The 19,706-nt window shown below is 72.7% G+C and carries 18 protein-coding genes; 12 read left to right on the top strand and 6 right to left on the bottom strand.

Annotated elements, in window-relative coordinates; all coding sequences use genetic code 11:
- The first annotated feature begins 17 nt into the window (after positions 1–17).
- Entirely contained in the window at positions 18–1,019 is a 1,002-nt protein-coding gene (locus ACWEV3_RS09990; RefSeq protein ID WP_452613500.1) for a septum formation family protein, read from the top strand.
- A gap of 25 nt (positions 1,020–1,044) precedes the next feature.
- On the top strand, positions 1,045–1,395 hold the full coding sequence (locus tag ACWEV3_RS09985; RefSeq protein WP_452613499.1) for a metallopeptidase family protein: 351 nt from the start codon (positions 1,045–1,047) through the stop codon (positions 1,393–1,395).
- A 128-nt stretch (positions 1,396–1,523) separates the two neighbouring features.
- Here ACWEV3_RS09985 and ACWEV3_RS09980 read toward each other — a convergent pair whose 3' ends face one another.
- Positions 1,524–2,171 (bottom strand): histidine phosphatase family protein, encoded by a 648-nt coding sequence (locus ACWEV3_RS09980; protein WP_452613498.1) that lies wholly within the window; start codon positions 2,169–2,171, stop codon positions 1,524–1,526.
- Positions 2,168–3,091: a prephenate dehydratase gene (gene pheA, locus ACWEV3_RS09975; RefSeq protein WP_452613497.1), complete on the bottom strand. Its 924-nt coding sequence runs from the start codon at positions 3,089–3,091 to the stop codon at positions 2,168–2,170. Before pheA ends, ACWEV3_RS09980 begins: the two co-directional genes overlap by 4 nt.
- Before the next feature lie 205 nt (positions 3,092–3,296).
- On the opposite strand from pheA, the gene ACWEV3_RS09970 reads away from it, so the two are divergent.
- From ACWEV3_RS09970 to ACWEV3_RS09945, 6 genes are all read left to right on the top strand, one after another.
- Entirely contained in the window at positions 3,297–3,908 is a 612-nt protein-coding gene (locus tag ACWEV3_RS09970; protein WP_358567929.1) for a macro domain-containing protein, read from the top strand.
- A gap of 104 nt (positions 3,909–4,012) precedes the next feature.
- Positions 4,013–4,525: a DoxX family protein gene (locus ACWEV3_RS09965; RefSeq protein ID WP_452613496.1), complete on the top strand. Its 513-nt coding sequence runs from the start codon at positions 4,013–4,015 to the stop codon at positions 4,523–4,525.
- A gap of 70 nt (positions 4,526–4,595) precedes the next feature.
- A complete protein-coding gene (locus ACWEV3_RS09960; RefSeq protein ID WP_165967919.1) occupies positions 4,596–5,237 on the top strand; it encodes a response regulator in 642 nt (213 codons plus the stop codon).
- A 126-nt stretch (positions 5,238–5,363) separates the two neighbouring features.
- Positions 5,364–6,047, top strand: a complete 684-nt coding sequence (locus tag ACWEV3_RS09955; RefSeq protein ID WP_452613710.1) for a helix-turn-helix domain-containing protein — start codon at positions 5,364–5,366, stop codon at positions 6,045–6,047.
- 85 nt (positions 6,048–6,132) lie between these two features.
- A complete protein-coding gene (locus ACWEV3_RS09950; RefSeq protein WP_452613495.1) occupies positions 6,133–7,554 on the top strand; it encodes an L-lactate permease in 1,422 nt (473 codons plus the stop codon).
- 40 nt (positions 7,555–7,594) lie between these two features.
- Complete coding sequence (locus tag ACWEV3_RS09945; RefSeq protein ID WP_452613494.1) at positions 7,595–8,374, top strand: NAD(P)-binding domain-containing protein; 780 nt, start codon at positions 7,595–7,597, stop codon at positions 8,372–8,374.
- A gap of 4 nt (positions 8,375–8,378) precedes the next feature.
- Here the strand turns inward: ACWEV3_RS09945 and ACWEV3_RS09940 are convergent, their stop codons facing one another.
- The 4 genes from ACWEV3_RS09940 to ACWEV3_RS09925 all read right to left on the bottom strand — a co-directional run bounded on the left by ACWEV3_RS09940 (position 8,379) and on the right by ACWEV3_RS09925 (position 16,020).
- Positions 8,379–9,536 (bottom strand): GAF domain-containing protein, encoded by a 1,158-nt coding sequence (locus ACWEV3_RS09940; protein ID WP_452613493.1) that lies wholly within the window; start codon positions 9,534–9,536, stop codon positions 8,379–8,381.
- 320 nt (positions 9,537–9,856) lie between these two features.
- Positions 9,857–13,387: a thiol reductant ABC exporter subunit CydD gene (gene cydD / locus ACWEV3_RS09935; protein ID WP_452613492.1), complete on the bottom strand. Its 3,531-nt coding sequence runs from the start codon at positions 13,385–13,387 to the stop codon at positions 9,857–9,859.
- A gap of 98 nt (positions 13,388–13,485) precedes the next feature.
- Positions 13,486–14,499, bottom strand: coding sequence for a cytochrome d ubiquinol oxidase subunit II (cydB, locus tag ACWEV3_RS09930; protein WP_452613491.1), 1,014 nt, complete (start codon positions 14,497–14,499; stop codon positions 13,486–13,488).
- Between the two features lie 15 nt (positions 14,500–14,514).
- On the bottom strand, positions 14,515–16,020 hold the full coding sequence (locus tag ACWEV3_RS09925; RefSeq protein ID WP_452613490.1) for a cytochrome ubiquinol oxidase subunit I: 1,506 nt from the start codon (positions 16,018–16,020) through the stop codon (positions 14,515–14,517).
- 219 nt (positions 16,021–16,239) lie between these two features.
- On the opposite strand from ACWEV3_RS09925, the gene ACWEV3_RS09920 reads away from it, so the two are divergent.
- Genes ACWEV3_RS09920 through ACWEV3_RS09905 form a run of 4 tightly spaced genes read left to right on the top strand, consistent with a single transcriptional unit; the run spans position 16,240 to position 19,525 of the window.
- Positions 16,240–16,779, top strand: coding sequence for an RNA polymerase sigma factor (locus tag ACWEV3_RS09920; RefSeq protein WP_452613489.1), 540 nt, complete (start codon positions 16,240–16,242; stop codon positions 16,777–16,779).
- Positions 16,776–17,579: an anti-sigma factor family protein gene (locus ACWEV3_RS09915; RefSeq protein ID WP_452613488.1), complete on the top strand. Its 804-nt coding sequence runs from the start codon at positions 16,776–16,778 to the stop codon at positions 17,577–17,579. Before ACWEV3_RS09920 ends, ACWEV3_RS09915 begins: the two co-directional genes overlap by 4 nt.
- Positions 17,580–17,582: 3 nt before the next feature.
- A complete protein-coding gene (locus ACWEV3_RS09910) occupies positions 17,583–18,308 on the top strand; it encodes an ABC transporter ATP-binding protein (RefSeq protein WP_452613487.1) in 726 nt (241 codons plus the stop codon).
- Positions 18,305–19,525, top strand: a complete 1,221-nt coding sequence (locus ACWEV3_RS09905) for a hypothetical protein (RefSeq protein WP_452613486.1) — start codon at positions 18,305–18,307, stop codon at positions 19,523–19,525. Before ACWEV3_RS09910 ends, ACWEV3_RS09905 begins: the two co-directional genes overlap by 4 nt.
- The last annotated feature ends 181 nt before the right edge of the window (positions 19,526–19,706 follow it).

Below are 19,706 nucleotides of genomic sequence, written 5' to 3'. Positions count from 1 at the left end.
GAGGCATCATGTGATCGATGGCAGCGCCCGATTCCCCTCCCAGACCAGGCCGGAACAAGCCCAACACCCGGCTCGTGATGATCTCGGCTGCCATCGGCGCCCTCCTGATCCTGGTGGTCAGCGCGGCGCTGAACTGGCCGACCGGCGGCGGACCCGGCGTCGGCGGGTCCGGCAGGATCGGCTCGGCACCGGCGCCGGAGGTGGTCTTCGAGGCCGCCGCGGGCGACTGCCTGAACTGGACCGAGCCCGACGCCGCCGACATCCGCAAGGTCACCTGCAACGAGCCCCACCTCTTCCAGGTCACCGGCAGCGCGGAGCTGGGCCAGGAGTTCGGCCCCGCCGCCCCGTTCCCGGACACCGAGCAGTGGCAGCAGCTCAAGCAGCAGCACTGCACCGAGGTGTCGAAGCAGTTCCTGTCGAACCGGTTCGACCCGCACGGCAGGTTCAACGTGGGCGCGTTCACGCCGAGCGAGGAGGGCTGGGGCGACGCCGACCGGACGCTGCACTGCGGCATCCAGCAGCCTGGGCCGTCCGGCAAGCTCTACCCGATCACCGGCAGCGCGGCGAACACGGACCAGTCCAACGTCTACCCGGTCGGCCGCTGCCTGGGCATCAACGGCACCGCCGTGTGGGACCCGGTGGACTGCGCCCGGCCGCACGCGGTGGAGATCACCGGCCTGGTCGACCTGGGCGCGCAGTTCCCCGGCGGCTACCCGGAGGAGAAGCCGCAGGACGACTTCCTGGCGACCAGGTGCGAGGAGCTGACCGGCCAGTACGCGGGCGGCCCGACCGTCGCCAAGGACAAGGGCCTGATCGTCTACTGGGACACGCTGGCGCCCGAGAGCTGGGACGCCGGATCGCGGCAGGTCAACTGCAAGGTCAGCGCGCAGCTGCCGGACGGCAGCGGGCTCGCGCCGGTGACCGGCGGCGTCAAGGGGCAGGTGCAGGTCGGCAGGGAACCGGCGCAGAAGGACACCGCGCCGATCGAGCCGGGTGTGCCCGCGACCGAGCCCCGCTGACGCCCGGGTGCGGTAGAACGGGGTCATGCCGGTGGAGATGACCCGCGTTCGGTTCGAGGAGCTGGTGGGCGACGCCCTCGACCTGCTGCCCGCGGAGTTCGCGGCGGCGATGAACAACGTCGTGGTGCTGGTGGAGGACGCCAACCCCGAGGACCCGTCGCTGCTCGGGCTGTACGAGGGCATCGCGCTGACGGAGCGGGACAGCACCTACAGCGGCGTGCTGCCGGACCGGATCACGATCTACCGCGAACCGCTGCTGGACATGTGCGCGGACGAGGACGAAGTGGTCGACGAGGTGGCCGTGACGGTAGTTCATGAGATCGCGCACCACTTCGGCATCGACGACGAGAAGCTCCACGCCCTCGGCTGGGGCTGAGCCCACCACCGGTGGTGTCCAGTTTCAATTGAAACTGGACACCCGAGACCCCCGAAACCGCAGTTTCAAATCGAAACTGGTATCGGGTCCTCCGGGGTTCCGACCTGCAGTTTCAATTGAAACTGGGGTCAGGGCGCGTCGAGGCCGTCCCAGGAGAGGCAGCGCCAGCCCGTCCGGGCGTCGGGGTCGGCTTCGAGGACGATCACGCCCGTGTTCGGCAGGTACCTCGCGTTGGCGTGGGCGCCGTCGACGTTCGCCGCCAGGGCGCACGCCGCGAGCCGCAGCATCGCGCCGTGGCTGACCAGCGCCACCGCGCCGTCACCCGCTCCGTCGATGGCGTTGCGGGCCCCCTCGACGAACCGGGTCACCGCCTCGCGGCCGGTTTCCCCGCCGGGCATCGGCACGTCGAGCCGCCCGGCGTGCCAGCTCTCGTAGACGTCGTCGAAGATCTGCAGCGCCTCCTGGTCGCCGCGGCCTTCCAGCTCGCCGACGTAGACCTCGTGCGTTCCGTCGACGACCTCAAGCGGCAGCCGGTGCCGTTGCGCGAGCGGCTGCGCCGTCTGCTGCGCGCGCACCGCGCGGCTCGCGTGCACCGAGACGATCTTCTCGTCGGCCAGCCGCTCGGCGAGCCGGGCCGCCTGCTGCTGGCCGAGCTCGGTCAGGCCGGGGCCCGGCGGCAGCGTGTCGAGCAGGTGCGCCACGTTGGCCGGGGTTTGCCCGTGGCGGGCGAGGATCAGGCGCAATCCGGTCGGCGCTTCCAGCAGCAACTCGGTCATGCCAACCGCCCCGCCCGGACGTCGTCGAGCCACTTCGCCGCGACTTCGAACGCCTGCTCCGAGGCCGACGGGCGGACGCCGGCCGGCGAGCGGTCCGCCTTCGGGTAGGAGCCGAGAAACCAGACGGTGCTGCAGCGGCGGTGCAGCGCGGCCAGCGCGTCGCCGATCCGGGCGTCCGCGACGTGCCCGTCGAAGTCGAGGAAGAACCGGTACTCGCCGAACCGCTCGCGCAGGGGCCGGGACTCGATGCGGCTGAGGTTGATGCCGCGCAGCGACAGCTCGGCCAGCATGTCGGCCAGCGTGCCGACCTCGTCGCTGATCACCGCGCACACCGACGTGCGGTCCGCGCCGGTGGGCTCCGGCAGCGCGCCGGGGCGGCGGACCAGCAGGAACCGGGTGACCGCGTCGCGCACGTCGGCGACGCCGCCGGCGAGCCGCACCAGCGACGGGTAGTGCTCGATGGCCACCGGCGCGGAGATCGCCGCGTCGAACTCGCCGGCCGCCGCCGCGGCCGCCCCGGCGGCGGTGGAGCTGGCGGCGTGGACGCTGGCGCCCGGCAGGTTCTCGGCCAGCCAGCCGCGGACCTGCGCGAGCGCGTGCGGGTGGCTCGCGACGGTGGCGATCTCGGACAGCGCGATGCCGGGCCGGGCCAGCAGGTCGAACTGCACCGGCAGCACGGCCTCCTGCACCGCGACCAGCGGATCGTCGGTGGTCAGCGCGTCCAGCGTGGCCGGCACCGAGCCTTCGACCGAGTTCTCCACCGGCACCCCGGCGGCCAGCACGTCGCCGGCGCGCACCGCGGCCAGCGCCAGCGGCACGGTCTCGAAGGGCACGAGTTCGGCGTCGAAACCACCGGTCAACTGCCGGGTGGCCTGTTCGGTGAAGGTGCCCGGCGGGCCGAGATACGCGATTTGTGGCACCCGCCCAGACTAAGAGGAGACGCCCCCGGCACGCGTGCAGGTTCCGATGGCGCAATCGAGACCCCCGAAAGACGTACTCGACGATCGTCCGGATGCGCGGCTGGATTGCGTCGACCTTCCTCGTCCTGCGGCACCCGAGGGACCGGCGGCCGGAATCGGCGCCAGGTGTGACCTACCCGATGCCACCGCGCCGTGCATTCCTGCGATGCTGTGGGGCGTGACCGCAGATTCGGGGCGCTCAGCGGATGGAGCGAAGCCGGAGCTGCAGCTCGTCCTCTGCGCGCTGGACGAGCCGCTGGCCGCCGCCTGGCACGACATCGCCGACAGCCGAGCCGGCCTCTCCGTGCACCAGGGATCGGTCCTCGACCTGCAGGTCGACGCGGTGGTGAGCCCGGCGAACTCCTACGGCTGGATGCGCGGCGGCATCGACGCGGTGTACGCCCGCACCTTCCCCGAGGTGGAGGAGCAGGTCCGCAGCGCGGTGCTGGCCTACCACGGCGGCGAGCTGCCGGTCGGCGAGGCGTTGCTGGTGCCCACCGGCGCCCCGAACCCGATCTGGCTGATCAGCGCTCCCACCATGCGGGAACCCGGCGAGCGGCTGCCCGCCGACACGGTGCACCCGTACCTCGCGGCGCGGGCCGTGCTGCGGCTCTGGGCGAGCGCGGTCCTGGAGAACGGCACGCCGGTCCGGCACGTGGCCCGGTCCGTCGCGATGCCCGGCCTGGGCACCGGCGTCGGCGGGGTGTCGCCGGAGCTGTGCGCGCGGCAGGTCGCCGCGGCGTGGGACGAGGTCTTCGCCCGCGTCGAGCAGCTCTGACGAGCCGGTCCCCAGTGATTCGCCCGGCGGTGCGGACGATCAGGCGGAGCGCGATCCGAGTGAGTACCGTCGGGCGCACCGGCCGACCACCCAGGAGGTCCCAGATGCTCATTCGCCGTTTGGCCCGGCCGATGCTCGCCGCGATCTTCATCTACGGCGGGATCGGGGCGTTGCGCGATGCGCCGAGCCACGCGAAGGCCGCCGCGCCGCTGTTGGAGAAGACGACGGCACCGCTCAAGGACTCGCTTCCCGAGCACTTCCCGACCGATCCGGAAACGCTGGTGCGCATCGACGGGGCGGTGAAGATCGGCGCCGGGACCCTGCTGGCGATCGGCAGGTTCCCCCGGCTGGCCGCGATGCTGCTCGCCGGGAGCGTCGTGCCCACGACGCTGGCCGCGCACGCGTTCTGGGAGATCGATGACCCGCAGGAACGCGCCAACCAGCAGATCCACTTCCTCAAGAACGTCGGGCTGCTCGGCGGGCTGCTGATCACCGCGGTCGACACCGGCGGCAAGCCGTCCGTCGGCTACCGGGCCAAGCGCCGCGCGCGCAAGGTCTCCGCGCACACCCACCAGACCGTCGGCGCGATCAAGGGCGCGAAGAAGGTCAAGAAGTAGCCGCGAATTCCCGGTTTGTCAGGCAACCCTCAGCTCACCGCCCGCCGAGCACGTACGTAGCGTGGGGTGCGTGCCAGTGAGGGTCCTGCTAGTCGATGATCATGAGGTGGTCCGGCGCGGGCTCCGCGACCTGCTGGACACCGAGGACGACGTCGAGATCGTGGCGGAGGCCGGCGGCGTCGGCGAAGCCCTGGTGCGAGCGCAGGCGACCGGGCCCGACGTCGCGGTCATCGACATGCGGCTGCCCGACGGCGACGGCCTGGAGCTGTGCCGCAAGCTGCGCGCCCTGCCCGAGCCGCCGTACTGCCTCGTGCTCACCGCCTTCGACGACGAGAGCGCGCTGGTCGGCGCGATCAACGCCGGGGCGTCCGGCTACCTGCTGAAGCAGGTGCGCGGGCAGGACCTGGTCAACGCGGTGCGCGAGGTCGCGGCCGGGCGGTCGCTGCTGGACCCGGTCACCACCGGCCGGGTGCTGGACAGGCTGCGCAAGTCCACCAGCCCCGAACCCGACGAGCTCGCGGCGCTGACCGAGCGGGAGCGCAAGGTGCTGGAGCTGATCGGCGAGGGGCTGACGAACCGGCAGATCGCCGAGCGGCTGTTCCTGGCGGAGAAGACGGTGAAGAACTACGTGACCTCGGTGCTGGCGAAGCTCGGCATGGAACGCCGCACCCAGGCCGCGGCCTGGGTCGCCCGCCGCCAGGGCCAGAGCTGACCGCGGAAGGCGAGCACGCGCGGCTGTGGGCCGCGCCCGGCGGTTCGCAGGTGGAGCTGCTGGCCGCCCGCTTCCAGCGCTTCGCCTTCGACCGGCACAGCCACGAGCAACTCGCCCGTCGGCGTCATCGAGCAGGGCGCGGAGGGGCTGCACATGGCGGGCGGCAAGGTGGTGATCCCGGCCGGGCAGCTGGTCGTCTTGAACCCGGGTCAGGTGCACACCGGCTTCGCCGCCGACGAAACCGGCTGGCGGTACCGGATGTTCTACTTCGACACCGCGATGGTCGCCGAACTGGCCCGCGAGCACCTCGGCACCAGTGACGTCTGGTTCCCCGACACCGCCGTGCGGGACGCCGCGCTGTTCGACCGGCTGCGCCGCGTTCACCGGGAGCAGGAGCACGCCGGCGACCCGCTGACCGCGGAGTCCCTGCTGCTCGGCGGCCTGGGTGCGGTGCTGCACCGGCACGCCCGCACCGGGCGGGCGGCCTCCCCCGCGTCCGGCGGGCGCCGCGGCCCGGCGCTTGCCCGGCAACTGCTGCACGACAGGTGGACCGAGCCCGTCACCGTGGCGGAGCTCAGCGCCGCCGCCGGCATGCCGCGGGCCTCGCTCATCACCGCCTTCCGCCGGGAGTACGGGCTGCCGCCGCACGCCTACCTGCTGCGGCTGCGCGCCAACCGCGCCCGCCGGCTGCTGCTGGCCGGGCAGCGGCCTGCGGAGGTCGCCGCCGCCACGGGCTTCGCCGATCAGGCCCACCTGACCCGCGTCTGCAAGCGGTACTTCGGGGTCACGCCCGGCGCGATCCGCCCCTGAACTTTCGTTCAAGACCGCCGCCGGTCGCGCCGCGAGGCTGGGTCCGAGCCGGTGCGGAGCGAAAGGCGGAACGATGGTGTGGGCGATGGCGGTGTCCCCGCTCGTCATGGTGCTGGGAATGATCACGGTGCTGCGCCGGCCGGCGCACTGGGCGGCGGTCGCGGGCGCCGTGCTGGCCGTGCTGCTGACCTGGTGGCTGCCGGACTTCGCGCTGCCGGACGACGCGCTGACCGACGGAGCCGGCGGGGCCGGCCTGCTGGTGCTCAACGCCGCCGCGGTCATGCTGCCCGGCGTCTACCTCAGCCAGGTGCTCACCCGCCGGGGCGTGCACCGATCGCTGCAGGAATGGGTGCGCGGGCTGCCGCTGCCCGGCCCGGCGAAGATCGCCCTCGTGGTGGCGGGCATCGCCCCCACGGTGGAGGCGCTCACCGGCTTCGGGGTGTCCCTGCTGGTCACCGTGCCGGTGCTGCTCGCCCTCGCGCCGCCCGAGACCGCGCTGCGGCAGGCCATGCTCGGCATGAACATCATGCCGTGGGGCACTCTCGGGCTCGCGACCGTCATCGGCGCCGCGCTCGCAGGCACGGACGCGGCAGTCCTGGGCACCGCCACCGCGGTCACCAGCTGCCTGGTCTTCCCGCTGGTCACCGCGTGGGCGGCGCTGTTGGCCCGCCCGCAGCGCCGGCTCCGCGCCGCCATCGCGGCGGTGCTCGCGGGCGGGTCTCTCTCGCTCGGTTTGCTGGGGCTCAACCTGGCGGGCGTGGTCCAGCCGGCGGGCGTGCTTGCCGGGCTGCTGACCACGGCGATCGGGCTGGTGGTGTGCGCGGTTCGCCGCACCGGGCCGGGCGGTCGGCTGCTGCCGCCGCGGGCGGTCCTGCGGGCCTACGGCCTCGTCCTCGGCGGCATCGCCCTCACCCGCGCGGCGAAGGCGGCCGGAGTTCCTCCCCTGGAGCTGCACGCGGGCAACGCGAGCTTCGCGCTGCTGTCCTCGCCGTGCCTCCCGCTGCTGGCCGCCGCCCTGCTGTTGGACCGCGGCCGCCCGCACGCCCCGGATGCCCAGGCCGCGCTGGCTCGCGTCGGACGTCCGCTGCTGGCCCTTACCGGTTTCGTCGTGCTCGGCCGGCTGATGGCGGACAGCGGCATGATCGAGCAGCTGGGCGCGGCGGTCGCCACGGCGCCACCGCTGGTCATCGCGCTGGCCGCGCCCGCGCTCGGCATGCTCAGCGGCTTCCTCACCGGCTCCAACGTCGGCGGCAACGCGCTGATGATGCCGCTGCAGGAGCAGCTCGCCCCGAGCGGCCTGGACGTGTGGTTCGCGGCCCTGCAGAACAGCGCGGCGGGCCATGCCGTCTTCACCTCGTTGCCGATGATCATGCTGGTCCTGGCCGTGGCGGGCGACCGCGCGAAGGGCGCGGGCGTCGCGGAACACGCCCTGCTGCGCTTCGGCCTGCGGGTGGCGGTCGCGGTGTACGCGGCCCTGGCGGTGATGGCGGTGGCCCTGGTTGCGTGACTGCTGCTCCCCTGACCGACCCAAGAAGCGGAGGTTCGCGATGACCGATCGCGTCGGGATCATCGGCGTCGGCGAGATCGCCCGCGCCATCGTGGAAGGCCTGTGCGCGGGCGTGGACGACCCGCCGGAGATCTTCCTCTCCCCCAGGGGCGCGGACGCGGCCGCCGAGCTGGCCCAGCGCTTCTCGCGCGTTCGGGTGTGCGCCGGCAACCAGGACGTGGTCGACCGCGCCGCGGTGGTGATCGTCGCGGTCCGCTCCGCCGACCGCGGCGAGGCCCTCGGCGGGCTGGCGGTCGCCGCGGACAAGGTCGTGGTCAGCGCCATGGCCGGCGTGGACGTCGACGAGGTGCGCCGGATCCTCGGCACCGAAGCGCCGATCGTGCGCGCGATCCCGCTGCCCGCCGCGCGCGAGCGGAAGTCGGTCACCGTCATCTACCCGACCCACCCGGCCGCGGCGGCGCTCTTCGACCGGCTCGGCGGGGCGCTCCCGGCGACGGACGAGGATTCGTTCAACGTCTTCTCCGCGATGACGGCGACCATCACCTCGCACTACCGGTACCTGGTCACGATCGCGGAATGGGCTGCCCGGCAGGGGATTCCGGCGGATGACGCGGACCGGTACGTCCGCGGCCTGTTCCAGGCCGCCGGCCGGGCGCTGGGCGACGAGTCGCGGCCGCTGACCCGGATCGCGGCCGATCACGAGACGCCGAACGGGACCAACCAGCGAATCCGCACCACCTGGTTCGACGCGGCGAACGTCGGCGCGCTGAGCGCGGCGCTCGACGCGCTCCTCGCCGATTTCAAGTCGCCGCGGCGCTGACGCCTCAGGTGGCCGCCGTCAGCGGCACCTCCCAGGTGACCGTGGTGCCGCTGTCCGGCGAGGACGTGATCACGCAGCGGCCGCCCGCCGCGACCGCGCGCTCTTCGAGGTTGCGCAGGCCGCGCTTGCTCACGTCGCGGGGAATTCCGCAGCCGTCGTCCACCACCTGCAGCAACAGCCCCGATTCCGAGCGCCGCACCCGCACCAGCACGGTTTTCGCGCCGGCGTGCCGGACCACGTTGGACAGCGCCTCGCGGAGCGCGGCCCGGGCGTGGTCGGCCAAGGGAACCGGCACGTCGCTGAGGTCGCCTTCGATCTCCAGCCGCGGCGGCCAGCCCAGCAGTTCCCCGGCGATCTGCACCTCGGAACGCATCGAATCGTCGAGCGCGGGCGCGTGCGCCGGGTCCTCCGGGTCCGCCGAGCGCAGCGTGCGGGCGGTGGCGCGAACCTCGGCGATCGCCTGGTCGATCTGCTCCATCGTCTCGGACAGGCGGGCGGCGTCGGCGGTGTCGAGGCGGCCGGACAGCCGCCGCTCCAGGACCTCCAGCTGCACACCGGTGGCGTAGAGCCGCTGGACGATCACGTCGTGCAGGTCGCGCGCGATGCGCTCCCGCTCCTGGTAGACGGCGATGCGCTGGCGCGCAGTGGAGCCCTCCGCGAGCACCAGCGCGAGCCCGGCCTGCGCGGCGAACGAGGTCAGCACGTCCACCGCGACCCGGGTGAAGGTGCTGGCGCCGCGCCGCCGGTACACGGCGAGCGCGCCGAGCCGCCGCTCGCGGGTGCCGAACGGCGCGACCGCGAACGGGCCGTAAACCCGCAGCGCAGCGGGGACGTAAGGGGCGGTGAGCGGGTCGTCGATCAGGTCGTCGACGACGACCGGCACGCCGCTGCGGGCGACCCGCGCCGCGGCCGAACGCGACGAGAGGACGGTGCCGACCGGGTCGCCGAGCGGACCGGTCGCGGTGGGCGCGCCGTAGGCGGCCTCGACGGTCAGGCGGCCGTCGTCGGCTCGCACGGTGACGACGCCGAGGTCGGCCTCCGCGAGTTCGGCGGCGCGGCGGACGACCAACGGGAGGACGGCCTCCGGATCTTCGGCGGACAGCGCCAGCCGGGTGATCTCGGTGGACGCCGCCAGCATGCGCTTGGCGAGGGTGGAATCCATGTCATGCACGAGGCTATAGCTCCCGCGAGCGCGAAGGCCGGTCCGGACGACGCAGGTCACAGCCCATCCGGGACGTGGTCGGCGAGGTGAACGGACCGTTCGTCCCGATGGACGAGGTGAACAGGCCGTTCGCTTCCTCCACCCGACGCCGGTGCGCACTGCCGGTGCGGAGTGAACGGACTGTTCGCCTCACCAGCTCCGGTCGACAGGTCGCTGCACCGCTTCGAAGCCGAACGCGCTCTAGCACGACCCCACGCCACCACATCTCGAACAGCACCTGCAACGCCCCGCCGCACTCATGGCCCCGTGAACAGCGGCGGTCACGGGAGGGCGCCTTCGCGCTGGGCCTCGCGGACGACCGCGATCTCGCCGGCCTCGACGCGCAGGACGATGTCCGCGTGTTCGGTCTCCGACCAGCGGTGCGTCACGTGGATGACGGTGCGGTCGCGCAGCGCGTGGCGCAGGCGGGCGAGCAGCGCCTCCGCGGTCGGCACGTCCAGGTGCGCGGTCGGCTCGTCGAGCAGCACCAGCTCCGCGTCCGCGGCCAGCAGGGCCCGGGCCAGCGCGAGGCGCTGCGCCTCGCCGCCCGACATCGCCGTGCCGCCGCTGCCGACCATCGCGTCCAGCCGCTCCTCCCAGCCCGGCAGCCCCGCCACCCGCAGCGCCTCGCCGAGCTCGCGGTCGTCCGCCTCCGGCGCGGCGAGCCGCAGGTTCTCCCGGACCGTCGTCGACACCAGCTGCGGCTCCTGCGGACACCACGCGACCTTCCGCGGCACCTGCACGTCGCCCCGCTCCGCCTCCAGGAATCCCAGCAGCAGCGCCAAGATCGTCGACTTCCCGCCGCCGGACGGCCCGACCACCGCTACGTGCGCCCCGGCGGGCACCCGCAAGTCCGCGCCCCGCAAGGCGATCCCGCCCGAACCCGGCCACCGGACATCGACGCCGGTCAGCTCGACACCCGACCGCGCCGCCGGATCAGCTGCGCGGCGCTCCGGATCGGCAAGTTCGCCGCCCGAGCCCTGCTGCTGGGCATCACCACCGGACGGCGCCACCTGACGTCCCGAACCGGCAGGAACATCAACACCCGAGCCCTGTCGCTGGACATCACCACCGACCAGCTCGACAGACCACGCCACCCGATCAGCAGAAGCACCAACGGCTCCGCCGCCCGAGGCGACCGCCAGCAACGGCGCCAGACGTGCTTGCGCTGCGCGCAACGACTTCCACTGCTGCGCCGCGGGCGGCAGCAACGCGACGGCTTCCGCCGCGGCGAGCGGAACCAGCCCTAGCAGCGGAGCCAGCTCCGGCGCCAACCGGCCTTCGGCCACCGCCGCCGCCCCGAACCACGCTCCGCCGAGAACCGCGATCCCGACGAGGAGCGTGTTGACGGCCGTCGCGGCGCCCGCACCGAAGGCCGCTCGGCGGGCACGAGCGGCGAGGCGCTCGTCGGCGGCGGCCAGTTCGGCTCGACGCTCCTCGTGCGCGCCGAAGGCGAGCAGTTCCGCCGAGCCGTCGAGCAGCGCGAGGACACGAGCCGCGACGCGGCGGCGCCCTTCCGCCACGGCAGCGGTCGCACGGCGCTCCGCGGCGAGCGCAGCGAGCGGACTCGCGACGAAGGCAACGAGCAGCGCAGCTGCGAGCACCACGCCCGCTTCGGGGAGCACCAGCGCTTGGAGCACCACCGCAGCGACCACGACGACCGCCGCGACCAGCGGCGGGAGGATCACGCGCGGCTCCAGATCGCGGACGGAGTCGACATCGTCGACGAGGCGCGCGACGCCCTCGTCGCGGCGGAGCCCGGCGGTGCGCACCGGCCCGAGTCGCACGAGGGCATCCCACAGCTGCCGCCGGAGGCGGCCGGAGAGCCGGAAGGCGGCGTCATGCGTGACGAGCCGCTCCGCGTAGCGGAGCACCGCGCGCGACAGCGCGAAGGTGCGCACGCCCACGACCGCGACGGAGAGCGTGAGGATCGGCGGCTGCTGCGAAGCGCGGGCGATCAGCCAGGCCGACGTCGCGGTCAGCGCGAGGCCGGAGAGCAGCGAGAGCGCGCCGAGGCCGACGCCGAGGAGCGTTCGCGGCGTGATCAGGTCGCGGATGCGACCGGTCGCCGCCGGCAGGTCGGGCGGAGCGGCCGGAAGGGCCGCGGTGGCCGCTTCGGGTTCGGCTTCGGCCGTCTCCGGGCGGTGGCTCGCGAGCACGACCGTCGCGCCCGCTTCGGCGGCGCGGCGGATCGCCTCGCTGACCTGGTGGGCCGTCGCGGCGTCCAGGTGCGCGGTCGGCTCGTCGAGCAGCAGGATCTTCGCGTCACCGCGCAGCCTCAGCAGGGCGCGGGCCACCGCGACCCGTTGACGCTCCCCTGTGGACAGTTCGTCGATGCGGCGGTCGCGGAGGTGGGCGGCGGCAGCGTCGGCGAGCGCTTCGCCGACGTGCGCCGTCAGGTCGGGTTGGTCGGCGGCGGCGACGGTGAGCTCGTCGGCGACGGTGCCGCCGGTGAACGTCGGGCGCTGCGGCACCCACGCGATGCGGCGGCGCCACTCGGCCGGGTCCAGCTCGGCGACGTCCACGTCGTCGCAGGTGATCGTGCCGCTTTCCGGGGCGGCGAAGCCGAGCAGCACCGACATCGTCGTCGACTTGCCGCTACCGCTCGGCCCGATCCCGTCGAAGCCCTCCAGCCGCACGATCTCGCCGGGCCGCGCCACGAAGCTCAGGCCGTCCGGCGCGAACCCGTCCCGCCGCCGCACCCGCAACCCGGCCACCCGCACCGTCCCGCCCGAGCCCCCGGGCTCGCCGGTTCCCCGCACCGCAGGACCGTCCCGCCCGGGTTCGGGGTGCCGCAATTTCCATTGAAATCGAAGGTTCGATTTCAATGGAAATTGCGGACCACCCGCGCCGGCAGGGTGACCGTCCCGCACGATCTCGTCGACCCGGCGGACGGCTTCGACGCCGTCTTCGCTCGCGTGGTGCGCCGCGCCCGCCGCGCGCAGCGGCAGGTAGCACTCCGGCGCGAGGACCAGCACCAGCAGGCCCGTCGCCAGGTCGAGGTCGCCGGAGACCAGCCGCAGGCCGATGCCGACCGCCACCATCGCCACCGACAGCGACGACAGCAGCTCCAGGACCAGCGCGGAGAGGAAGGCGATGCGCAGCGTCGCGATCGTGGTGCGGCGATGCGAGTCGCTGACGCGGCGGACGACCTGGCCCTGCGCCCGCGCCCGTCCGAACGCCGTCAGCACCGGCAGCGCCCGGATCAGCTCCAGCAGTTGCCCGGACAGGCGCTGCACCGCGTCGGCGGCGCGCGAGGTGCGCTGCTCGGTGTACTTGCCGACGAGCCACGCGAACAGCGGGATCAGCGGCACGGTGATCACGATGACCAGCGCGGAGACCCAGTCGGAGAACAGGATCCAGGCCCCCACCAGCGGCGGCACCACCGCCGCGGTCACCAGCGCGGGCAGGTACTTGGTGAAGTACGCGTCGAGCGCGTCGAGGCCCTTGGTGGCGAGCGCGGTCAGCTCGGCCGGGCCGCGCCGGTGGATCCACTCCGGGCCCCGCCGCAGCGCGGAATCCAGCAGCAGGCCGCGCAGCTCCTCCTTCGCACCCGCCGCCGCCCGGGCGGACACCGACTCGGTCGCCCAGCCCAGCGCGGCCCGCGCCACCACCGCGCCGGCGAGCACCACGAGGTGGTCGCCGATCTCCTCCGGTGAGGCGGCGCCGGTCACCACGGCCGCGAGAGCGCTGCCCAACGCCCAGGCCTGCACGATCAGCGCGGCCGCGTTGCCGACGGAGAGCAGCCCGGCCACGACGAGCGCACGCCGGGCCGACCCCGAAAGCCGGGGCAGAGCTCCCAGCGGACCCATCACGAACTCCTAGTCGAATCGCCAGGTGCCGGGCCGTGAGCGCTTCGGGGCGCTATGACACCCCAAAGCGCTCACGGCCCCCTGACCAGCGGAAACCATCAGGCACTGGGTACGTGCACCGGCGGGATGTGCTTGGTGCCGATGCGCCTGCGGAACACCCAGTACGTCCAGCCCTGGTAGATCAGCACCGCCGGGGTGCCGAAGGCCGCCACCCAGGTGATCACCGTCAGCGTGTACGGGCTGGACGCGGTGTCCGCGATGGACAGCGACCACGCCGGGTCCAAAGTGGACGGAATCACGTTCGGCCACAGCGCGCCGAACAGGGTCACCACCACACCGGCCAGCGCCACGCCCTGCAGCGCGAACGCCTGGCCGTCCCGCCACCGGTACAGCCGGGCCAGCCCGGCCAGCGCCGCGACCAGCGCGATCACCAGCGGCACCCAGGTCCAGGCCTCGCCCTCCCGGAGCTGCGCGATGACCACCAGCGCGATCACCGGCAGCAGCAGCGGCAGCCCGGCCCGCAGCGCGAACCGCCGCGCCCGCTCCCGGATCCCGCCCTCGGTCTTGAGCGACAGGAACATCGCGCCGTGCAGCAGCGAGAACGCGCACACCGCGAGCGCGCCTATCACGTTCGGCAGCGTGAAGATCGTCCACCAGCCGCCGATCCGGTCGCCGTTGGCGTCCAGCGGCAGCCCGAAGACGCTCGCGGACAGCACCAGCCCCACGATCAGCGGCGAGATCCACGAGGCGAGCACGATCACCACGTCCCAGGTGCGCCGCCAGCGGGCGGTGTCCACCTTGCCGCGGTACTCGAACGCCACGCCCCGCCCGATCAGCGCCAGCAGCAGCACCAGGAGCGGCAGGTAGGCCGTGCTCAGCAGGGACGCGTACCAGCCGGGGAAGGCGGCGAAGGTCGCGCCGATCGCGACGATCAACCAGACCTCGTTGCCGTCCCAGACCGGGCCGATCGTGTTGATCAGCACCCGCCGCTCCTCGTTGCGGCGGCCCAGCACCGGCAGCAGCATGCCGACGCCGAAGTCGAAGCCCTCCAGGAACAGGTAGCCCAGCCACAGCAGGGCGATCACGCAGAACCAGAAGGTGGGCAGATCCATCGCAGGTGCAGCCTCTCAGTACGCGAAGGACAGGGCTTCGTCGTCGGACTTCTCCTCGCCCTCCGGCGGTTTCGCCGGCATCACCCCGGCGAAGCCACCGCGCACGTAGCGGATGATCAGGAAGATCTCCACGATCGCGAGCACCCCGTACAGCGCGGTCAGGGCGATCACCGAGGTCAGCAACTCGCCGGGGGACACCCCCGAGGACACGGCCGACGCGGTGAACATCCACACGCCGTCGATGCCGGACGCATCGGGGTTGGGCACCACCACGAACGGCTGGCGGCCCATCTCGGTGAACACCCAGCCGGCGATGTTGCCGAGGAACGGCAGCGCGATGCTCAGCACCGCCAGCGGCGCCCACCACTTGCCCGGCGGGAACTTCCGCTTGCGGGTCAACCAGAGCACGAACACCGCACCGAGCGCGGCCAGGCCGCCGAAGCCGATCATGAACCGGAAGCCCCAGTAGGTCACCGGCAGGTTCGGCGTGTAGTCGATCGGCTGCCCCGCGAACGAGCCCAGCCGCGGGTCGTCCGGGTAGTGCGTGCCGTACTTGGCCTGGTACTCCGGGATCAGCGCCTGCACGCCCTTGACCTCGCTGGAGAAGTCGCCTTCGGCGAGGTAGGACAGGATGTAGGGCACCGTGATGCTCTTGACGTTCTCGCAGTCGGGGCGGGCGACGTCGCCGATCGCGAAGATCGAGAAGCTGGCGGGCGCCTCGCTGTGGCACAGCGCCTCGGCGGACGCCATCTTCATGGGCTGCTGCTGGAACATCAGCTTGCCCTGGATGTCACCGGAGATCGCCAGCCCGGCGAAGGCGATCACCGCGACCCACGCGCCCAGCCGCAGCGAGCCGTGCCAGGCGCGGCGGTCCTCGTCGTCCGGGTCGGACTTGCGGTGGTGGCGGGCGATCTGCCAGGCGGCGATGCCGATCAGGAACGAGCCGGCGACCGCGAAGCAGCCGAACACGGTGTGCGGGAACGCGGCGAGCACGGTGTTGTTGCCCAGCACCGCCCAGATCGAGGTCAGCCGCGGCCGGCCGTCGACCACCTCGATGCCGACCGGGTGCTGCATCCACGAGTTGGCGGCCAGGATGAAGTACGCGGACAGCACGGTGGCCAGCGAGAACGCCCAGGCGCAGGCGAGGTGCACGCCCTTGGACAGCCGGTCCCAGCCGAAGATCCACAGGCCGAGGAAGGTCGACTCGACGAAGAACGCGAGCAGGCCCTCCATGGCCAGCGGCGCGCCGAAGACGTCGCCGACGAAGCGCGAGTAGGAGCTCCAGGCCATGCCGAACTGGAATTCCTGCACGATGCCGGTGACCACGCCCATGGCGAAGTTGATCAGCATCAACTTGCCCCAGAACTTGGTCATCTTCAGGTAGCGCTGCTTGCCGGTGCGGTACCAAGCGGTCTGCATGCCGGCGACCAGGATCGCCAGCCCGATGGTCAGCGGCACCATCAGGAAGTGGTAGACGGTAGTGATCCCGAACTGCCATCGGGCGATGTCGAGCAGATCCACGACTCCACACTGCCGCTCCGTAGTGCGAATGCGCAGAGGCAAGGGCCCTATCTCGCCCGGTCGAGAGTCCTGTCCCGGACGGGACCTTGGTCCCGGTCACGCAGGGCAGCCGAAATCACCGGATCGATTACTTGTACCAAGCGATCCGGCGACGCGGAAGACCTCTGCGTGAACACGCCGACCGAAAACCGTTCCGGCCGTCCGTGCGTCTAGAGGTGTGTGCGCGATCAAGAGCGGGAAGACGAGCGGTTGCTCAGGCGGATCGCACGCGGCGACCGGGCCGCCTTCGACGCGCTCTACGAGCGCAACGCGGGCTGGCTGGCGGTCCGGCTGCGCCGCCGCTGCGGCGATCCCGAACTGGCCGCCGAGGTGCTGCAGGACTGCTTCCTGACGGCGTGGCGCTCGGCGGGCGGATTCGACCCGTCGCGCAGCGCCGCCGGCTGGCTGTGGACCATCGCGACGAGCCGGCTGATCGACGCGCACCGCCGCCGCAACGTCCGCATCCAGCCCGTCGGAGAGCCGGTCGATTCGGCGATCACCGCGGAATCCGCGGAGGACGAGGTGCTGGCCCGGGCCTTCAGCCCCGAGCTGGCCGGCGCCCTGCACCGGCTCTCCCCCGAGCTCCGGGCGGTCCTGCAGGCCACCGTGCTCGACGGCCGGACCGTGCGGGAGACCTCCGAGCTGCTCGGAATTCCCGAAGGCACGGTCAAGACCCGCGCGCGCAAAGCCCGCCACATCCTGAAGGAGGCACTCGCATGACGCACGAGCACTTCCCCGCGTCCACCCTGCGTGCCTACGCAGCGGGTCTGCTGCCGGAGGCGGACGAGGTGGAGGACCACGCCCTCGACTGCGCCGCCTGCCGACGGCTGATCAACGACGCGGCGTCCGGCGATCCGGTGGTGCTGCAGGCGCAGGCCGGCCTCGCCACGCTCCCCCCGCAGTTCCCCCGGCCGAGCCGTGGGCGCCGGCTGCGGGTGCTGCTCAACGCCGCCCCCGCGGTGCGCGGCGCCTGGCTGTTCGCCGTACTCGTCGCGCTGGCCTGCGCCGTCGGGATGGACCTGCTCAGCATGGAAGAACCCGGCGGCTGGTGGTCGCAGCACGGCTCCGCGCTGCTGCTGATCGCGCCGATCCTGCCCGTCGCCGGGGTTGCGCTGTGCTTCGGCAGGCTGGGCGACCCGGCCTACGAGATCACCGCGGGCACCGCGTTGGGCGGGCTGCCGCTGGTCCTCTGGCGCACCCTGTCGATCCTGCTCACCACCGTGCCGGCGAGCGCGCTGATCGGCGCGATCACCGGCCGGACGTCGATCGTCGGCTGGCTGCTGCCGTGCCTGGCGCTGACCGGCCTGACCCTGGCGCTCGGTTCGCGGTTCCGGCTCGAACCGGTGGCCGCCGCGGTCGCCACCGGCTGGCTGGTGCTCGCCGGCGGCCCGCTGGTCGTCGCCCGGGTGCCGGTGCTGCTCGACCGGCCGCTGCCGCTGCTGTGGTCGTCGCTGATCGTCCTGTCCGCCGCGGTGCTCTACCTCCGCCGCACGAACTTCCAGCACACGTCGAGGAGCTGAACCATGCCCGCCATCGAGATCCAGGACCTGACCGTGCGATTCGGCCGCCGCCGCGCGCTCGACGCGATCACCGCGGACTTCGGCGCCGGCGTGCACGGCCTGCTCGGTCCCAACGGTGCCGGGAAGTCGACGCTGATCCGGGTGCTGGCCACGCTGACCGCGCCTTCCGGCGGCTCGGTCCGGCTGCTCGGCCACCCGCCGGCCGGCGCCGACCTGCGCCCGCTGCGGCGGGAAATCGGCTACCTGCCACAGGAATTCGGCTGGTACCCGAGGTTCACCGCGCGCGAGTTCGTGGAGCACTTCGGGTGGTTGAAGGAGGTCCCGGGCGCGGAGCTGATGCCGGCCGTGGACCGGGCGCTGCGGCGCGTCGGGCTCGGCGACCGCGCCGACGAGAAGCTGAAGCGCCTCTCCGGCGGGATGCGGCGCCGCGTCGGCATCGCGCAGGCCATCGTCAACGATCCCGGGCTCCTGCTGCTCGACGAGCCGACCGCCGGGCTCGATCCCGAGCAGCAGGACGAATTCCGCGAGCTGCTGCGCGAGCTCGGGCGGGATCGGTGCGTCGTGCTCGCCACGCACATCATGGGCGATGCGGAGGCGTGCGATCGGCTGCTGGTGCTGGACGCGGGTCGGCCGGTCTTCCGGGGGACGCCGGCGGAGCTGGCCGACGGCGGCGATCTGGCGGACGGCTACCGCGCGGTGCTGGGCAGCAGCAGGGCGGGCGCGGCATGAGCAGGAGGATCTTCGGGAACGAGTTCTACCGCGGCGCCGCGGGCCCGCTCGCGATGGCGATGCTGGTGTCGCTGGTCGCGGTGCTGTTCGTGCAACCGTGGTGGGCGGGCAGCTGGAACGCGCTCGCCGTGGTCGTGCGCAGCGGTCAGATCTTCACCTGGCCGTTGGTGGCGACTGCCGGCGCGTGGGCCGCGAACAGGGAGAACCGACGCGGCACCGAGGAACTCCTGGCGACCTTGCCCCGGCCGAGTTGGCAGCCGTTCCTCGTGTCGTGGGCGGCACTCGCGCTGGGCGCGGTGCTCGGCATCGCGACGGCGTGGGGGATCGCGGCGATGTTCGTCTTCCCGATCGCCACCGGTAGCGGCACCGACTGGATCGCGGCGCTGCTGGTCTGCGTCCCCGCACACGGCGCGGCAGCCGCATTCGGCATGGTGCTGGGGCGGCTCGTCCGGTGGCGGCTGATCGTCCTGCTGACCCCGGCGTTGGCACTTCTGGTGTACACGGTGGCCAGCTGGGCGAGTTGGATGTCGGGGTACGACGCGCTGTTCACGATCCTCCTCTCCGCACAGGTCTCCACCGGGTCGATGTACGCGGTGCCGTCGAGCGCGCTGCAGGCGATGTGGTTCGCGGCGATCGCGGCGAGCTTCCTCGTCCTGGCCGTGTCGCGTCGACGGTGGCTCGTGCTGGTGCCAGCGGCACTGGTCGCCGCGCTGACGCTGCTGATCGCGTCGGTCCCGCTGGACCGGCACGTGGTCGCTGATCCGGTGGCGATGCAGGAGGTGTGCACGACGCGCGGGCCGACGATCTGCGTCGCTCGCTACGAGGAGCACGTGCTCGGCGAGCTCGCCGAACTCGGCCAGCCGATGCTGGAGAAGCTCCACGGCATCCCGGGAGCTCCGGAAGAGTTGCGGTTCGGCAGCTCGGCGAACCCGGACCTGCCCGTGTACCTGCACAACACGACCGCCACCGGGCGGCTCGCGGATCCCGCGCAAGAGCGCGAATGGCTGGCGGGCATGTTGGTCGGCACGGTCCCGACCTGCGACGGCGAACCCTTCTACCGGGCTTCCTCGGTCGCCGGTTCCTGGCTGGTCGACGACGTGGAAGGCGCGACGCGGCTGCTCGGGAACGGCAGGGTCCCGGATCGCGAATGGATGACCGCCTATTTCGCGGCGCGCGTCGATTGCGACACCAAAGCGACGTTGGCACTGCTGGAATAGCGAACGTTTCGCCTGGTAGGCACCCGTGCGTGTTTTGGGGTGCAATAGCGCCCCAAAACACGCACGGAACCTGACCAGCGCAAACCGAATCCCATGGGGTTTCGTCCGGAACATCCCGGCGAAATCGCGAAAACCCTCTCGTCGGCCGGGAATCCGATTCCGGCCGGTGCCTCCGCGCGCC

This window comes from Saccharopolyspora sp. NPDC003752, assembly GCF_053605825.1.
Note: the sequence above shows the minus strand (reverse complement) of the source record. Positions and strands in the feature narration are given on the sequence as shown.

Bases quoted from the DNA above. Each gene is read 5' to 3' on its own strand.
- ACWEV3_RS09965 (WP_452613496.1), top strand. From the start codon at position 4,013: ATGCTCATTCGCCGTTTGGCCCGGCCGATGCTCGCCGCGATCTTCATC.
- ACWEV3_RS09940 (WP_452613493.1), bottom strand. From the start codon at position 9,536: ATGGATTCCACCCTCGCCAAGCGCATGCTGGCGGCGTCCACCGAGATC.
- cydD (WP_452613492.1), bottom strand. From the start codon at position 13,387: ATGGGTCCGCTGGGAGCTCTGCCCCGGCTTTCGGGGTCGGCCCGGCGT.
- ACWEV3_RS09915 (WP_452613488.1), top strand. From the start codon at position 16,776: ATGACGCACGAGCACTTCCCCGCGTCCACCCTGCGTGCCTACGCAGCG.
- ACWEV3_RS09905 (WP_452613486.1), top strand. From the start codon at position 18,305: ATGAGCAGGAGGATCTTCGGGAACGAGTTCTACCGCGGCGCCGCGGGC.
- ACWEV3_RS09980 (WP_452613498.1), bottom strand. From the start codon at position 2,171: ATGACCGAGTTGCTGCTGGAAGCGCCGACCGGATTGCGCCTGATCCTC.
- ACWEV3_RS09950 (WP_452613495.1), top strand. From the start codon at position 6,133: ATGGCGGTGTCCCCGCTCGTCATGGTGCTGGGAATGATCACGGTGCTG.
- ACWEV3_RS09910 (WP_452613487.1), top strand. From the start codon at position 17,583: ATGCCCGCCATCGAGATCCAGGACCTGACCGTGCGATTCGGCCGCCGC.
- ACWEV3_RS09990 (WP_452613500.1), top strand. From the start codon at position 18: ATGGCAGCGCCCGATTCCCCTCCCAGACCAGGCCGGAACAAGCCCAAC.
- ACWEV3_RS09970 (WP_358567929.1), top strand. From the start codon at position 3,297: ATGCTGTGGGGCGTGACCGCAGATTCGGGGCGCTCAGCGGATGGAGCG.
- cydB (WP_452613491.1), bottom strand. From the start codon at position 14,499: ATGGATCTGCCCACCTTCTGGTTCTGCGTGATCGCCCTGCTGTGGCTG.
- ACWEV3_RS09985 (WP_452613499.1), top strand. From the start codon at position 1,045: ATGCCGGTGGAGATGACCCGCGTTCGGTTCGAGGAGCTGGTGGGCGAC.
- ACWEV3_RS09945 (WP_452613494.1), top strand. From the start codon at position 7,595: ATGACCGATCGCGTCGGGATCATCGGCGTCGGCGAGATCGCCCGCGCC.